Here is a 15,054-nt window from a genome sequence, read left to right on the forward strand (position 1 = left end):
GCGAATGCGTAAGGATGGCCGCCATGGCCGTCACCGATATCGCGAAACGCACTTACGACCACAATTTCCGGCTCGATCCGATCGTGCGCAGTCTGCTCGACACGGATTTCTACAAGCTGCTGATGTTGCAGATGATCCGGCACGTCCATCCCGATGTTCAGGCCACCTTCTCGCTCATCAACCGCACCCGCACGGTTCGCCTTGCCGAGGTGATCGACGAGGACGAACTGCGCGCGCAGCTGGACCATGCGCGCACGGTGCGCTTCACAAAGAAGGAGCTGATCTGGCTGGCGGGCAACACGTTCTATGGCCGGCGCCAGATGTTCGAGCCGGAGTTCATCGCCTGGCTGGCCGACTTCTCGCTGCCCGAATACGATCTGCGCAAGGTGGATGGCCAGTACGAACTGCGCTTCGCCGGGCCGTGGAGCCACACCACCATGTGGGAAATCCCCGCCCTTGCCATCATCAACGAACTGCGTTCGCGCGCGGCGCTGAGGGACCGGGGCAAGTTCGCGCTCGACGTCCTCTATGCCCGCGCCAAGGCCAAGCTGTGGGAAAAGGTGGAGCGGCTGCGCGACCTGCCTGACCTTGCGGTGTCAGACTTCGGCACTCGGCGGCGACACGGCTTCCTGTGGCAGCGCTGGTGCGTGGATGCCCTGAAGGAAGGGCTTGGCAGCCGCTTCATCGGTACATCCAACGTGCTGCTGGCGATGGACGCCGATCTTGAGGCGATCGGCACCAACGCGCACGAACTGCCGATGGTTGCCGCCGCACTGGCCGACGATGACGAGGCGCTGCGGCGCGCGCCTTATCAGGTGCTTGAGGACTGGCGCGCGCATTACAACGGCAACCTGCTGATCGCCCTGCCCGATGCGTTTGGGACCACGGCGTTCCTGCGCGATGCCCCCGACTGGGTGGCCGGATGGACCGGTTTCCGCCCCGACAGCGCGCCGCCGATCGAGGGCGGGGAGCAGATCATCCGCTGGTGGCAGGAGCGCGGCGTCGATCCGCGCAGCAAGCTGCTGATCTTTTCCGACGGCATGGACGTCGACACGATCGAGCAGACGTATCGCCACTTCCACGGGCGTGTGCGCATGAGCTTCGGCTGGGGCACCAACCTGACCAACGATTTTCGCGGCTGCGACCCGGACCGGGGTGATGGGCTGGAGCCGATCTCGCTGGTCTGCAAGGTAGTGGACGCCGATGGCCGCCCCGCCGTGAAGCTGTCGGACAATCCGGGCAAGGCCACCGGCGACCCGGCGGAGATCGCCCGCTACCTGCGTGTGTTCGGCTCTGCCGGGCGGGTGGAATCTGCCGTCTTCGTCTGACCGGGCGGTTTTACGGCTTGCGGGCGAACCAGATGAGGTGACGGAATCCCTTCTGGTTGTCCCGTGCGCGTACCACGGTTTCGGTCACTTCGTACCCGGCCTGTTGCAGCCGGACCGTGAACTCGGGATCGGTATAGGCGGACCAGATCGCCAGGATGCCGCCGGGACGCAGGGCAGCCATCGCGCTGTCCAGCCCCGCCTGCGAATAGAGCCCGTCGTTGAGCCGCCGGGTCAGCCCCTCCGGCCCGTTATCCACGTCCAGGAGGATAGCGTCATAGGCGTCGCAGGCAGCGTCGATCAGCATCGCCACGTCCCCTTCGACGACGACGACGCGGGGATCGTCGAGACAGCCCGCAGTGACGTGCTGCATGGGCCCGCGCGCCCACGCGATGATTTCGGGGACGATCTCGGCAACGACGATGCCGGCATCGTCGCCGAATGCGCCCAGCGCCGCGCGAAGGGTGAAGCCCATGCCATAGCCGCCGATCAGGATCTGCGGCGCGGGACGCTCGCCCAGCATCTCGCTTGTCATGCGGGCCAGCGCTTCTTCCGAGGCGCGGGCCTGCGTGCTCATCAGGTCGGTGTCTTCCAGCAGGATGGTGAAGCCATCGCCGTGCTGGACAAGCCGTATCTCCACACCGTCCGGGACGTGCGCAATTCCCAGAAGTTCGTCTTCGACCATGATTGCTCCCGGCTCCGCTCGCGCGAAAGGCGAAGTCGGATCGTATTTGGAAAAAAGGGATGTCGGCTGGTGGACGGGGAAGCAGCGCGCCATTGGAAGTAACTGGCGATCGGCATTGCGGTACGAGCGTTCGTACCTCTTTACCAGCCCCGACCGCGCGGAGTGCACCTTGCGCCGCTGCCGGAGCAACAATTTTCCCCATACGGGAGCGAAGCAGCGGATCGCGCATTTCAACAGCCGGATCGCAGCCGGTGGATATTGCTGGTTGCATTGCCTGAATCCCGGTAACACCGCAGGCAGTTGAAGCGAAAGGCGACAGGGCACAGGATGATCTCTACCGGCAACATCGGCCTCGATCTGGTTCTCAGGGGTGGGCTGCCGGCCAACCGGCTCTATCTGCTCGAAGGGGCGCCCGGTTCGGGCAAGACCACGCTGGCACTGCAGTTCCTTCGCGAAGGGGCGCGGCTGGGCGAGCGGGTACTCTACATCACCCTGTCGGAATCGCGCGAGGAACTGCGCGTCGTCGCCGCCTCGCACGGCTGGGATCTGGAAGGGTGCGACGTCTTCGAGCTGGAATCCGCCGAAAGCATCTTCGGCGACCGGCGCGAACAGTCGATCATCCATCCCTGGGAAATGGAACTGGGCGAAACTGTCCGGCTCATCCAGGATGAGGTGGAACGCGTGCGGCCCACCCGCATCGTGTTCGACAGCCTGTCCGAAATGCGCCTGCTGGCTCAGGACCCGCTGCGTTACCGGCGGCAGGTGCTGGGCCTCAAGCAGTTCTTCACGGGCCGCGATTCCACCGTCATTCTGGTGGACGACATGACCGGCACCGGCGAAGCGCGCGATGCGCACCTCCACAGCCTGTGCCACGGCGTCATCACGCTGGAACGGCTGACGCTGGACTTTGGCGCGGCACGCCGCCGGATGCAGGTGCAGAAGCTGCGCGGCGTGGACTTCGTCGCCGGCTATCACGACATGGTGATCCGCAAGGGCGGCGTGGAAATCTTCCCGCGCCTCGTGGCTTCCACACATCAGGGCGACTTCATCGAGGACGTGGTCCCCAGCGGGGTGGAGGAACTGGACAACCTGCTGGGCGGCGGACCGTTGCGGGGCACCAGCATCCTTGTCACCGGTCCGGCGGGGTCGGGAAAGACCACCATCGCGCTGCAATACCTCAACGCCGCCTGCGAACGGGGCGAGCCTTGCACCGTGTTCCAGTTCGACGAAAGGATCGCCACGCTTACGCGGCGGGCCAAGGCGTTCAACCTCGATCTCGACCGGCATCTGGAACAGGGTTGCCTGGTCATTCAGCAGAACGATCCCGCCGAGATTTCGCCGGGCGAATTCGCCGCCCGCGTCCGGTACGAGGTGGAGCAGCGCGGCGCGCAGATGATCGTGATCGATAGCCTCAACGGCTATATGGCCGCGATGCCGCAGGAACAGCAGCTGGTGCTGCAGATGCACGAACTGCTGTCCTATCTGGCGCAGAAGGGCGTGGTCACTTTCCTCATTAATCCCCAACACGGGCTGGTCGGCACGATGACCACCAGCCTGAACGTGTCCTATGTCGCTGACACCGTGATGCTGCTGCGCTTCTTCGAGGCGGGGGGGCGCATCCGCAAGGCCATTTCGGTGCTCAAAAATCGCGGCGGCATGCACGAAGATGCCATCCGCGAGTTCCGCATCGATCGCGAAGGCGTGCGGGTCGGCGAGCCGTTGCGGGCGTTCAAGGGCATCCTTACCGGGACGCCCGAATACACCGGTTCTTCAGCACCGCTGATGGAAGACCGCACCGATGGCATCTGAACCGGCGGCCGAGGGCCACCGCGTTCTCATCTGCGCGCCGTTCGGGCGGGACGCGGAAAGCGTGGCGCATCTGCTGCAGCAGGCTGGATACGACGCGCAGATCTGCGCCACCATCCGCGCTGTCGCCGCGATGCTGGACGAAAGCGTCGGCACCGTCCTTGTCACTGAAGAGGCGCTGAACACCGATCTGGGCGATCTGCGCGCCGCGTTGGCCGGTCAGCCGGAATGGTCCGACGTGCCGTTCGTGCTGCTGAAGGCGCAGCATAGCGGAAGGTCCGGCGTACCTGCCCATGCCCGACTGCTTGATCTGGCGAGCAATACCGTGGTGCTTGAACGCCCGCTCGGCATCGCGTCGCTCACCAGCGCGATCGCGTCCGCCCTGCGTGCCCGACGCCGCCAGTTCGAGATGCGCGACCGGCTTAGCGAACTTGCCAACAGCGAAAGCCGCCTGCGCCTTGCGACCGCCGCCGCCAACATCGGGACGTGGGACTTTGATCCGGTCGGCAATGTTCTGCGCTGGGACGATCGCTGCAAGGCGATGTTCGGCCTGAGCCCGATTGCTGAAGTGAGCTATGAAACGGCGTTCCTCGCCGGGCTTCATCCCGACGACCGGTATGCTGCCGACGCTGCCGTTCGCGCCGCGCTGAATCCGCAAGGGAACGGCGCATACGACATCGAGTACCGCACCGTCGGCCTTGAGGACGGGGTGGAGCGCTACATCTCCGCACGCGGCGGCGCGGTGTTCGAGAACGGGCGGGCGATCCGCTTCATCGGCACTGTCATCGACATTTCCGCGCGCAAGGCGGCGGAAGCGGCGCTTGCCGCGTCCGAGGCGGCCCTGCGCGAAGAAAGCCGGGCACTGGAAACGCTGAACCGCACCGGCGAACGGGTCGCCGCCGAGCTTGACCTCGACACGCTGGTGCAGGCGGTGGTGGACGCCGGGCGTGAACTGACCGGTGCCGGGATCGGCGCGTTCTTCTACAACAACGTCAGCGACGAGGGAGAGGCGTATCTACTCTACAGCCTGTCCGGCGTCCCGATGGAGGAGTTCGCGAAATTTCCGATGCCGCGCAACACCGCGGTTTTCGGGCCGACCTTCGCAGGTGACGGCCCGGTCCGTTCGCCTGACATCACGAAGGATGCCCGCTATGGCAAGAGCAGCCCGTATCACGGCATGCCCAAGGGGCACCTGAAGGTCGTCAGCTATCTGGCAGTGCCGGTGTCGTCCCGCTCGGGCGAAGTCATCGGCGGGCTGTTCTTCGGCCATGAGGAGCCTGACCGTTTCGACGCCCGCGCAGAGCGGCTGGCGCTGGGCCTTGCGGCGCAAGCCGCCATTGCCATCGACAACGCCCGCCTGATCGCCTCCACCCGCCGGGCGAACCAGACGCTGGAGCAGAAGGTGGCCGAACGGACCGCCGAACTCGAAGCTGAAATGGCAAGCCGCGAACAGGCCGAGGCCGCCTTGCGCCAGAGCCAGAAGATGGAAGCCGTCGGCCAGCTGACCGGCGGCATCGCGCATGATTTCAACAACATGCTGACCGGCGTGATCGGCAGCCTTGACCTGATGAAGCGTCGCCTGGAAAGCGGCAAGACTGAGAACCTCGTGCGGTACATGGACGCCGCTTCCACGTCGGCGCAGCGGGCGGCGGCGCTGACCGCACGGCTTCTGGCATTCTCGCGCCGCCAGTCGCTTGACCCCCGACCCGTCGACATCAACCGCCTGACCGGCTCGCTCGATACCTTGCTGGCGCGCTCCATCAATGAGAACATCCGGCTCAGCATTGTGCCTGCCGCAGGGTCGCCCTGTGCCATGGTGGATGCCAACCAGCTGGAAAGCGCCCTGCTCAATCTGGCGATCAATGCGCGCGATGCCATGCCCAATGGCGGCACCCTGACGGTGGAAGTCGACACCGTGGACCTCGACGCCGCGCAAGTCGCCGCCAAGCCCGACATGGCGCCCGGAGCCTACGTGGTCATCGCCGTATCCGATACGGGCGTGGGGATGTCGCCTGAAGTCATCGAAAAGGTGTTCGAGCCGTTCTTCACCACCAAGCCCATCGGCCAGGGCACCGGGCTGGGGTTGTCGATGGTCTATGGCTTCGTGCGCCAGTCCGGCGGGCAGGTGCGGATCCACAGCCAGCCGGGTCAGGGTACGTGCGTCAAGATTCTGCTGCCCGTGGCCGACGCCGCCGACATGCCGGTTGCGGCTTCGGACGCGCCGGTACGCGAAGGCCGCGGGCAGACCGTCCTCGTCGTTGAGGATGACCCATCCGTCCGCCTGCTGGTGCGCGAAGTGCTCGAGGAACTGGGCTACGTCACGCTGGAGGCGGGAGACGCCACACAGGCGCTTCCGATCCTGCGCTCCGAACAGGCGCTGGACCTGATGGTGTCGGATGTGGGGCTGCCCGGCATGAACGGGCGCCAGCTGGCCGAGATCGCGCGCGCGCATCGCCCGGACCTTCCGATCCTCTTCGTCACCGGCTATGCCGAGAACGCCGCGATCCGCGCGGGCTTTCTGGGTACGAACATGGGCATGATAACCAAGCCCTTCGCGCTGGATGCCCTTGCCGCCAAGATCGACCAGATGGTGCGGAAGGAACCGGAACAGGCCTGATCCGGGCATGAGCGGCCCGCGCCCGCCTTATCATGGATCAAGTTTCCGCTACGGTCCCGGCGTCCCTGCGTTCCCTTGGCATTCAGGTCAGCGGGACGCACAATGAGCGACGACGAAGAAGGGACCGTGCATTACGACGGCACGGAAGGTGGTTGGGGATCGCTGCGGGGCATAGCCGAAATCGGCCTGCAGGAACGCCCCACCCCCGCCGCGCTGAATACGCTCCGGCGGCAGAACAAGGTCAAGGGCTTCATGTGCGTGTCCTGCGCGTGGACCAAGCCGGCCAAGCCGCACACCGTGGAATTCTGCGAGAACGGGGCGAAGGCGACGTTCTGGGAACTCACCACCAAGCGGTGCACGCCCGAATTCTTCGCTCGCCATACCGTGACGGAGCTGCGGTCGTGGAAGGACCACGATCTGGAAAAGCAGGGCCGCCTGACCCATCCCATGCGCTACGATCGCAGTACCGACCGCTACGTTCCCTGTTCGTGGGAAGAGGCCTTCAATGCCATCGGCGGCGAGTTGCGCGCGATCGATCCCAAATCCGCCGTCTTCTACGCATCGGGTCGGGCGAGCCTGGAAACCAGCTATCTCTATGCCCTGTTCGCGCGGCTTTACGGCCATAACAACCTGCCCGACAGTTCCAACATGTGCCACGAAACGACATCGGTCGCGCTCAAGAAGCTGATCGGCTCGCCGGTGGGCACTTGCGTGCTTTCGGATTTCGACACCTGTGATGCGATCTTCTTCTTCGGACAGAACACCGGATCGAACAGCCCCCGCCTGCTGCACCCGCTGCAGGAAGCGTTGAAGCGCGGGGTCAAGATCGTCACCTTCAACCCGATCCGGGAAAAGGGGCTGGAAGTCTTCAAGAACCCGCAAAGCCCGGTTGAAATGCTGACCCCCAACAGCACGCCGATCTCCACGCTGTACCTGCAGGTGAAGGCGGGCGGGGACATTGCAGCCATTACCGGCATGATAAAGCACGTCCTCGCCGCCGATGAAGCCGCCCGCAGCGAGGGCGGTCGGGATGTGCTAGACCGGGATTTCATCACCCGGCACACCAGCGGCTTCGACGCCATGAAGGCCGCGGTGGATGCCATATCCTGGGACGAGATCGAGCAGGAAAGCGGCCTGTTCCGCGCCGACCTGGAGGCGGCGGCGCAAATCTACCTCGAAGCGCCGCGCGCCATCGCGATGTACGGCATGGGGCTGACCCAGCACGTCCACGGCTTCGACAATCTGGCTGCGTTGACCAACTTGTGGCTGCTGCGCGGGAACGTGGGCCGCGAAGGCGCCGGGATTTCGCCGGTTCGGGGCCATTCCAACGTGCAGGGCCAGCGTACCGTCGGAATTTCCGAAAAACCCGAACTCGTCCCGTTGGATGTGCTGGCGCAGCAGTTCGGGTTCGATCCCCCGCGTGACGAGGGGCTGAATACGGTCGCAGCGTGCAAGGGTATCCTGTCGGGCGAGGTAAAGGCATTCATCGGGCTGGGCGGCAATTTCGTGCGCGCCATCCCCGAGCAGGGGCAGATGGAAAAGGCCTGGACCCGAATGCGCCTGACGGTGCAGATCGCCACCAAGCTGAACCGCAGCCACCTGGTCAACGGCGAAGTCGCCTATCTTCTGCCCTGCCTTGGCCGCTCGGAGGAAGACCTGCAGTCCACCGGCGCGCAGGCGGTGACGATGGAGGATTCGCTATCCTGCATCCACGGGTCGGTCGGTCGCAACACGCCCGCGTCGGAGCATCTGCGTTCCGAGGTGGCCATCGTTGCGGGCATGGCCAAGGCCACGCTTTCGCCCAACCCGGCTGTGCGGTGGGACGAATGGACCGGCAATTATGCCCTGATCCGCGACTGCATCGAACGAACCTATCCCGATCAGTTCGCAGACTTCAACGCGCGCGTATTCACGCCCGGCGGGTTCTATCGCGGCAACCCGGCGCGCGAACGGGAATGGAAGACCCAAAGCGGCAAGGCCGAGTTTACCCCGCCCGCTCGCCTGCGCTCCATCGGGTTCGACGATGCGCCCGGACGCTACCGGCTGATGACCCTGCGCTCCAACGACCAGTTCAACACGACGATCTACGGCTATTCCGATCGCCTGCGCGGGATCGAGGGCACGCGCGACGTCCTGCTGATGCACCCCGACGACATTGCGGCGGCGGGGCTTGCGAAGGGGCAGGTCGTCAGCCTGGTCAGCGACGCGGGCGACGGGGTCCATCGGCAGGTAGATGGGCTTGCCATCACGCCGTTCCTGCTTCCGCCCGGCTGCATCGGTGCCTATTATCCGGAGATGAACCCGCTGATGCCGCTGTGGTATCATGACGAACAGTCGCACACGCCTGCCGCGAAAGGCCTGCCGGTTCGCATCGTGACCTGAGGCATTTTCATTGCGCTTGAGAGTCGTTAGCGATTATGTCGTTCTGTCCGGGGGCGCTGGAGGGCGCGTGTCCTTGCCCGGCAACAGAGGATACCGAAATGAAAATCAGACATCTTGCCCCGTTGCTCTTCGCGATCGCCGCCCCCGCTGCGCAGGCGCACGAAGTCTGGATCGAAAGGGACGGCATCGGCCCCGCGCGCATCTATCTGGGCGAACCGGCGGAGGTACTGCCCGAAGGGGGCGATCCGGAATTCGGCAACCTCAAAGCCCCTCGCCTGCTGTCGTCCGCAACGGCGGCGCAGGTTCGCAAGGCCGGGTATATCGAAGTGGCCGTGCCGCCGGGCGACGTCCGCGCGCATGACGATGCCGTCTTCGCGCCGTGGGGGCCGGACGATCGCAAGGAAGGTATCGCCTACTTCGCCCGTGCCGGACGCAGCGAAGCCCGCTCTGCCCTGCCGTTCGAGATCGCGCCCGTTTCGCCCGGCGGCGACCGCTTCGTCCTCGTGCGCGATGGCAAGCCGGTGGCGAACGCGGAAGTGACCGCGATCTCGCCTGACAAGTGGACCAAAGCCCTCAAGACCGACGCGCAGGGAACCTTCGCCGTGCCGGTGCGGGGCAAGGGCCGCTACATCCTGACCGCGTCGCACAAGGACGATGCGGGCGGCACCACCAGCCTCGGCAAGGTCGCGGTGCTGCACCGCATCGCCACCACGACCTTCACCGCAGACTGAATGGGCGGCCGGGGCGCCGATGGCGGCGCCCCCCGTCAGCGGATCGAGATCGAAAGCGGAGCGGCGCCCTCGGCAATCGCCAGCAGGCGATCGACATTCGGGTGAGCGCCGGGGCGTTCACGCGCATCGGCCACATGCTCCGCAAAGACCTCCAGCCCATGCGCGGCGGCCTGCGCATCCAGCGTACCGAACGCCTGATGAAGATACTGATAGACCGCGACAGAGCCCTTCTTTCCGGGCTGGTTTTCGATGCTGGCAAGGACGGTGCCCTCATCGTCCAGCAAATCAACCTGCCCAACCCCGTCAATCGGCGGCAGCAGTTGCAGGTTGTCCTTGAACGAAGTGCCGGGGATGATCTTGGTCAGCATGGGTGCTCCTGAAACGATGCCTATATGCGGCCGGGCCTCTAACATCGCGCGCATACGTCTGCTACCGCGTTATCGCTCCCTCCATGATCGATAATGATGGATTTCGATCATACATAGGTCCATAGCAGGCCATGCAAGCCCCTGAGGAATCCCATGCATTCGACCGAGCGTGAACGGTACATACTTGAAGCGGTGAACGCGACCGGTTTCGTCACTTACCGCGCGCTGGAGGCGCAGCTGGACGCCTCGCCCGCCACGATCCGCCGCGACCTGACGCGTCTGGAGGAAGCCGGGCACATCCAGCGCGTCCACGGAGGGGCCCGGCTGGCCGAAGGACAGCGCGGTCAGCCGGAACTGGTGGGCACCCCGTTCGCGCAGTCGATCACGCTGAACCTTCCGGCCAAGCAGGCGATCGGCCGCGCCGCTGCTGCCCTGTGCCACCCCGGCGAAGGCATCATGATCGACGGCGGCACGACCACGCTGCAGATGTGCCCGCATCTTTCGGGGCTGGACTGTCAGGTGCTGACCAATTCGCTCCACATCGTGGACGCGCTGCTGCAGCAGCCCGGCACACGGGTGCTGCTGCCGTCCGGCACCGTGTTTCGGGAACAGAACATCATCCTGGCCCCCGCCGGAGAAGAATCGATGCCGCGCTTCCACGCGCCCAAGCTGTTCATGGGCGCAGCGGCCGTGGGCCCGCAGGGGGTGATGCAGCAGGACGTGATCCTCGTCGCCGCCGAACGCCGCTTCATGGACCGGGCAGAGGAAGTGATCCTGCTGGTCGACAGTTCCAAGTTCACGTCATCGTCGGGCGCTATCGTCTGCGGGCTCGACGAAGTGGACACGATCGTGACCGACGCTGGAATACCCGCCGAAACCGCCGATCAGCTGCGCGCGCGCGGGGTGCGGGTCGTCATCGCCTAAGGCTGGACGGATACGATAGCGCGGCGATAGCGCGTTAACGCAGGGGTGCCGCCGTCCCGCGCTTCCAGGATGATATGGAACCGCGTCGGCTCCTCCACCGCGGGCACCACGAAGCGCGTTTCCAGCGGATCGCCGCGCTGCAGTTCCACGCGCGGGCTCCGATTGACCGCTTCGGATTCGCGGTACTGCCACCAGCTGTAATCCACCGCATCCCCATCCGGATCGCGCGATCCTGTCGCCGAAAGCCGCACCGTTTCGCCGGGGCGCGCGGCGATCTCCACAGGGGCAGTGCCGCCGACACCGTTCAGCATCGGCACGGGCGCATGGTTGGCGCCCTTGTAGCTTGCCTGCAAGGTCCACTGGATACGGGCGGCGAAGTCGTTCTGGAACGCCTCACGCCAACGCCAGATGGTGGCCTTGTTGGTCTGGTGGGTGTTCCCGTCCTTGCCGGTGACGAGGTCGCTGGTGTCGGTCCAGATGCCATCCCATTCCGACACCTTGCCATAGCGCCCGCCCCAGCTGCCATAATCCGGATGTTCCGGCGCGCCGAGGCCGTTGGGAACCAGGTACAGGAAGCTGGGCGTATCGCCCTCCATGATGAATTCATAGTTGGGATAGAGCGCGCCCAGCGGACCGATCTGGACATTCTCGCGCAGCCATTCCTTCGACACCGTAGTGAAGTCCGGCCCGTCGAAATAGTACATCCGGTCCCCCGAGATGCCACCCCAGGTCGACAGGTTGTAATGCCGGTGCGCCGTCAGGCTGACGATCCAGAAGATGTCGGGGAACTGTCTGCGCACCCAGGGGCCTGCGTTGTCCTGATCCGAAATCGAATAGACCCGCAGCTTGGCCGCCAGACGGGCCACATCCGCAGCAGGGCGCGTTTCACGCAGGGACCACAGCGCCTGCGCCAGGTCCACCGCCCCGCCCCACACGCAGATCCAAAGCGGCCGCGGATCGGGGCTATCAAGCGCGGCGATGATGGCCCGCGATCCCTCGGTGTCCTTGCCCGCCCCTACCCCGGCCATGCCGTACTCGGGCCGTCCGGGTTTGACCCGCGCGCGCAATTGTGCGGCGGATGGCCACCCCTGAGCATGGGCGCGCAAGTTGGGCAGTACCTGTTCGTAAGCGTCGATACGCTTCAGGATCTGTTCTGGATGAACGGAATCCTTCAGGTGCCGTGATGTAGAAGGCACCAGAGCTTCGACTTCCAACTCATTGGTATAAAGCAGGAACCGTACCATCGATTCCATGTCATCAGGGTCGGACCCCACGTCGGTCAGCACGATGACGCGCGACTTCGGCTCTGCTGGGCCCGCAGGCGCTGCCATTGCCGTGGCAACTGGCATGGCGGCCGCCAGCAGGACAGCCGCAAGACGCTTCATCATCATGTGCCCTCTTCAACAGTGAAGGGCCGGGACCATGCCCCGGCCCTTCATCTTCCCTTAGAACCGGACCCTGACGCCGCCGGACAGACGACGACCGGTCTTGCGGTATTCCTTGGTGCGGTCCTCGTTGACGGAGTAGATGAACTCCTTAGCGCTATTGAGGTTGATCGCATCGAAGAACACCGTGAACTGCGGCGTCACCTCATAGGAAATGCCCGCGTCCAGCTGGCCGTAGGCGTCGAAATATTCCGGCTCGCCATTGCGGCCCGATGCCACCTGCAGGAAGTTGTCGCGCCAGGTATAAGCAACACGCGCCTGGATGCCGTACTTTTCATAGAACCCGACCAGGCTGTACGAGGTCTTGGACAGCCCCTCCAGCCCGTAGGACACGCCCGCCACCTGGTTGGTATAGTTCGCGTTCGACTTGGTGTAGTTGAAGCTGGTCTGCACGCCAAGGCCATCGAGCGGCGAAGGCAGCCCGGTGAAGGCCTGCCGGTAACCCAGTTCGAACCCCTTCACCGTCGCGCCCTTGCCGTTGTCAGGCACGGTGACCTGGAAGGTGACCTGATCGACAAGCTGCGGCGTCGTCACCAGCGTCACGAACGAGTCGATCTTCTTGTAGAACGCGGCCGCCGACAGCAGCGAGCTGGGGTTGAAGTACCATTCCACGCCCGCCTCGATCTGCTTGGCGCGGAAAGGCTGCAGGTCCGGGTTGCCGCGGCTGATCGTCTCGTTGCCGGGGTTGGTCTGGATCGACTGGCGGGGCGACAGGTCGGTCAGCGTCGGCCGGGTCATGACCTTGGACGCGGCAAGGCGCAGGATCAAGTCCTGGGTCGGCTCCAGCTTGATGTTCACCGAGGGGAGCCAGTCGTGGTACTTGCCCCTGAAGCCCACCGGCACCACCGGCGAGACGACGATGAGGTTCTGCCCCTGCCCGTTGGGCTGCGCGCTGATGACGGTGCGCGACGCGCCGGTGGAGGTATACGTTGTCCCCTCGTAGCGCAGGCCGGCGTTGATCGTCAGCGGCATGGAGCCCAGCGAAGTGCGGAAGTTGGCCATGACATAGCCGATCTTCACCTTCTCATCGACCACCGACGAGGCCGAGGGCGAGAACACCGCCGGGTTGAACGCCCTGCCGTCCTGCGCCGCGAACTGATCGATCACGCCGACCAGTTGCTGCGGGCTGTATATCACCCAGTCGCGGATGATGTTGCCAGGCCCTTCGCCCTGGAAGAAGTTGCGGTTGGTGGGCTGGAACAGCGAGCCGGGCAGCACACGGTCGGACCCGCAATAGGCGCACTGCTCGCCAAACGGCATCTCGTCCCCGGTCAGCGTTTTGGTGCGACGCGAATACATGCCGCCTGCGAAGAACGTCAGGTTGGATGTCGCTTCCCATTCGGTGTCGGCGCGGTATTCCTCGATCTTGTCATCGACATCGGTGCCGCCGCCCCAGATGTAATAGTGGGCGGTGATGCCGTCCGGGCTAGTCGCAGCATTCGGATAGATGGGGCTGTTGAAGCCGTATTCGTAGATCGGGCTACCCGAGCGCCGATCGTAGAACAAGTCGAGGTTCTTGCGGCGGATCGTTGTAAAGAGGTTGTTTTCCTTGCCGCGACGCTCGGCCTTCGACCGCGAAGCATCAAGCCGCACCTTGAACGTCTCGACCGGCTTCCACTCGATGTTGGCGCCAAACTGGTTGGTCATGACGTTGCGCTGGTCGTACTGGATGATCTGGTCGACGAACCCGCCCTGGATCCGCTGGTACGCCACTTCGCCGCCAGTCTGCACGCCGTTGACGATGCTGCCGCCCTCGACGATCTGTTCCACCACGCGCCCGCCCGAAAAGTCGTAGGCAAGGCCGGTCTGTTGTTCGGTGAACTTGGCCTTGGAATACAGCCCGTCGAGCGAGATCGTCAGCGTGTCCGTAGGGCGGAACTGAAGCGATCCTGAGAAACCGTAGCGCTTCAGGTTACGCTCGAAGAAGAACGGCGAGAGGTTGGACGGCATGTCGACTTGCGTGAATGGCGTCACGCCGGGGCCAACACGGCCGAAGAAATACTCGTTAGACGGACGTCCTGCCGCCACGTCCCGCGCCAGGCTGCCGCGCTTGACGTGGCCTGCGCCGATGGTGAACTCATCGTTGCGGGTCTGGCGCTCGGTGTAGACGCCCGAGAGCGAGATGCCGATGGTCTTGTCCGCGTTGCGCCATGACGCAACGCCAGACACTTCCGGATTGAACTTGTCGGCCAACTCGGCCCACATCTGCCCGGCGGACCCGGCAAAGGCGAACTGGTCTTTCTGGTCGATGGCGCGCAGGGTCTTCACATCCACCGTAGCGCCGATCGAAGCGCCGTTGATGTTGGCTTGGGGAGACTTGTAGACGTCGGCACCGGCAATGATCTCCGACGGCATGACGTCGAACGAGAACTCTCGGCCGTTATTGTCCGTCGCCAGCGTGCGGCCATTGACGGTGACCGCGTTGAACTTCGGCCCGAAGCCACGCACGGTGATGTAGCGCCCCTCGCCCCGGTTGCGTTCGATGGTGACGCCGGCGATGCGCTGCAGCGATTCCGCCACGTTCTGGTCGGGCAGCTTGCCGAGGTCTTCAGCAACGATGGAGTCCACGACAGCGATGGATTCACGCTTGATGTCGATGGAGGCCTTCTGGCTGGCGCGGATGCCCGCGACGATGATGACGTTTTCGGCATCGACCGCCTCCGATGCGCCTTCTACCGCTGCGGCATCCTGCGCATGGGCCGCCGTTGCCAGCGCTAGCATCGATGCTGCTGAAAAAAGCAGTGCCACTTGGGCTGCACTGCGAAGGTTTC

At 64.6% G+C, this 15,054-nt stretch carries 10 protein-coding genes; 6 read left to right on the forward strand and 4 right to left on the reverse strand.

The window, feature by feature from the left end:
• Positions 1-23 precede the first annotated feature (23 nt).
• A complete protein-coding gene (gene pncB / locus GGR40_RS07295; protein ID WP_429275548.1) occupies positions 24-1,328 on the forward strand; it encodes a nicotinate phosphoribosyltransferase in 1,305 nt (434 codons plus the stop codon).
• A gap of 10 nt (positions 1,329-1,338) precedes the next feature.
• Here pncB and GGR40_RS07300 read toward each other — a convergent pair whose 3' ends face one another.
• Positions 1,339-2,010 carry a spermidine synthase gene (locus GGR40_RS07300; RefSeq protein WP_429275549.1) on the reverse strand — a complete coding sequence of 224 codons (672 nt, stop codon included), beginning with the start codon at positions 2,008-2,010 and terminating at the stop codon, positions 1,339-1,341.
• Between the two features lie 327 nt (positions 2,011-2,337).
• On the opposite strand from GGR40_RS07300, the gene GGR40_RS07305 reads away from it, so the two are divergent.
• The 4 genes from GGR40_RS07305 to GGR40_RS07320 all read left to right on the forward strand — a co-directional run bounded on the left by GGR40_RS07305 (position 2,338) and on the right by GGR40_RS07320 (position 9,546).
• Positions 2,338-3,819 carry an ATPase domain-containing protein gene (locus tag GGR40_RS07305; protein ID WP_429275550.1) on the forward strand — a complete coding sequence of 494 codons (1,482 nt, stop codon included), beginning with the start codon at positions 2,338-2,340 and terminating at the stop codon, positions 3,817-3,819.
• Positions 3,809-6,433 carry an ATP-binding protein gene (locus GGR40_RS07310; protein ID WP_429275551.1) on the forward strand — a complete coding sequence of 875 codons (2,625 nt, stop codon included), beginning with the start codon at positions 3,809-3,811 and terminating at the stop codon, positions 6,431-6,433. The genes GGR40_RS07305 and GGR40_RS07310 overlap by 11 nt, the downstream gene beginning before the upstream one ends.
• Before the next feature lie 102 nt (positions 6,434-6,535).
• Positions 6,536-8,815 carry an FdhF/YdeP family oxidoreductase gene (locus GGR40_RS07315; protein ID WP_429275552.1) on the forward strand — a complete coding sequence of 760 codons (2,280 nt, stop codon included), beginning with the start codon at positions 6,536-6,538 and terminating at the stop codon, positions 8,813-8,815.
• Positions 8,816-8,913: 98 nt separating this feature from the next.
• Positions 8,914-9,546: a DUF4198 domain-containing protein gene (locus GGR40_RS07320; protein WP_429275553.1), complete on the forward strand. Its 633-nt coding sequence runs from the start codon at positions 8,914-8,916 to the stop codon at positions 9,544-9,546.
• 35 nt (positions 9,547-9,581) lie between these two features.
• On the opposite strand, the gene GGR40_RS07325 is transcribed toward GGR40_RS07320, so the two are convergent.
• Positions 9,582-9,914, reverse strand: a complete 333-nt coding sequence (locus GGR40_RS07325; RefSeq protein WP_429275554.1) for a DUF2322 family protein — start codon at positions 9,912-9,914, stop codon at positions 9,582-9,584.
• 153 nt (positions 9,915-10,067) lie between these two features.
• On the opposite strand from GGR40_RS07325, the gene GGR40_RS07330 reads away from it, so the two are divergent.
• A complete protein-coding gene (locus tag GGR40_RS07330; protein WP_429275555.1) occupies positions 10,068-10,838 on the forward strand; it encodes a DeoR/GlpR family DNA-binding transcription regulator in 771 nt (256 codons plus the stop codon).
• Here GGR40_RS07330 and GGR40_RS07335 read toward each other — a convergent pair.
• Positions 10,835-12,229 carry a DUF1593 domain-containing protein gene (locus tag GGR40_RS07335; RefSeq protein ID WP_429275556.1) on the reverse strand — a complete coding sequence of 465 codons (1,395 nt, stop codon included), beginning with the start codon at positions 12,227-12,229 and terminating at the stop codon, positions 10,835-10,837. The two genes, GGR40_RS07330 and GGR40_RS07335, sit on opposite strands and share 4 nt — an antisense overlap.
• Before the next feature lie 54 nt (positions 12,230-12,283).
• The gene (locus GGR40_RS07340) at positions 12,284-15,004 is read right to left on the reverse strand and encodes a TonB-dependent receptor (protein ID WP_429275557.1); all 2,721 of its coding nucleotides are present in this window, start codon (positions 15,002-15,004) and stop codon (positions 12,284-12,286) included.
• Between the last annotated feature and the right edge of the window lie 50 nt (positions 15,005-15,054).

This window comes from Novosphingobium gossypii (assembly GCF_050433305.1).
GTDB classification, from domain to species: Bacteria; Pseudomonadota; Alphaproteobacteria; order Sphingomonadales; family Sphingomonadaceae; genus Novosphingobium; species Novosphingobium gossypii.

Excerpts from the sequence above, each read along its gene's own strand:
- GGR40_RS07320 (WP_429275553.1), top strand. The coding sequence starts at position 8,914 with ATGAAAATCAGACATCTTGCCCCGTTGCTCTTCGCGATCGCCGCCCCC.
- pncB (WP_429275548.1), top strand. The coding sequence starts at position 24 with ATGGCCGTCACCGATATCGCGAAACGCACTTACGACCACAATTTCCGG.
- GGR40_RS07330 (WP_429275555.1), top strand. The coding sequence starts at position 10,068 with ATGCATTCGACCGAGCGTGAACGGTACATACTTGAAGCGGTGAACGCG.
- GGR40_RS07340 (WP_429275557.1), bottom strand. The coding sequence starts at position 15,004 with ATGCTAGCGCTGGCAACGGCGGCCCATGCGCAGGATGCCGCAGCGGTA.
- GGR40_RS07335 (WP_429275556.1), bottom strand. The coding sequence starts at position 12,229 with ATGATGATGAAGCGTCTTGCGGCTGTCCTGCTGGCGGCCGCCATGCCA.
- GGR40_RS07300 (WP_429275549.1), bottom strand. The coding sequence starts at position 2,010 with ATGGTCGAAGACGAACTTCTGGGAATTGCGCACGTCCCGGACGGTGTG.
- GGR40_RS07325 (WP_429275554.1), bottom strand. The coding sequence starts at position 9,914 with ATGCTGACCAAGATCATCCCCGGCACTTCGTTCAAGGACAACCTGCAA.
- GGR40_RS07315 (WP_429275552.1), top strand. The coding sequence starts at position 6,536 with ATGAGCGACGACGAAGAAGGGACCGTGCATTACGACGGCACGGAAGGT.
- GGR40_RS07305 (WP_429275550.1), top strand. The coding sequence starts at position 2,338 with ATGATCTCTACCGGCAACATCGGCCTCGATCTGGTTCTCAGGGGTGGG.
- GGR40_RS07310 (WP_429275551.1), top strand. The coding sequence starts at position 3,809 with ATGGCATCTGAACCGGCGGCCGAGGGCCACCGCGTTCTCATCTGCGCG.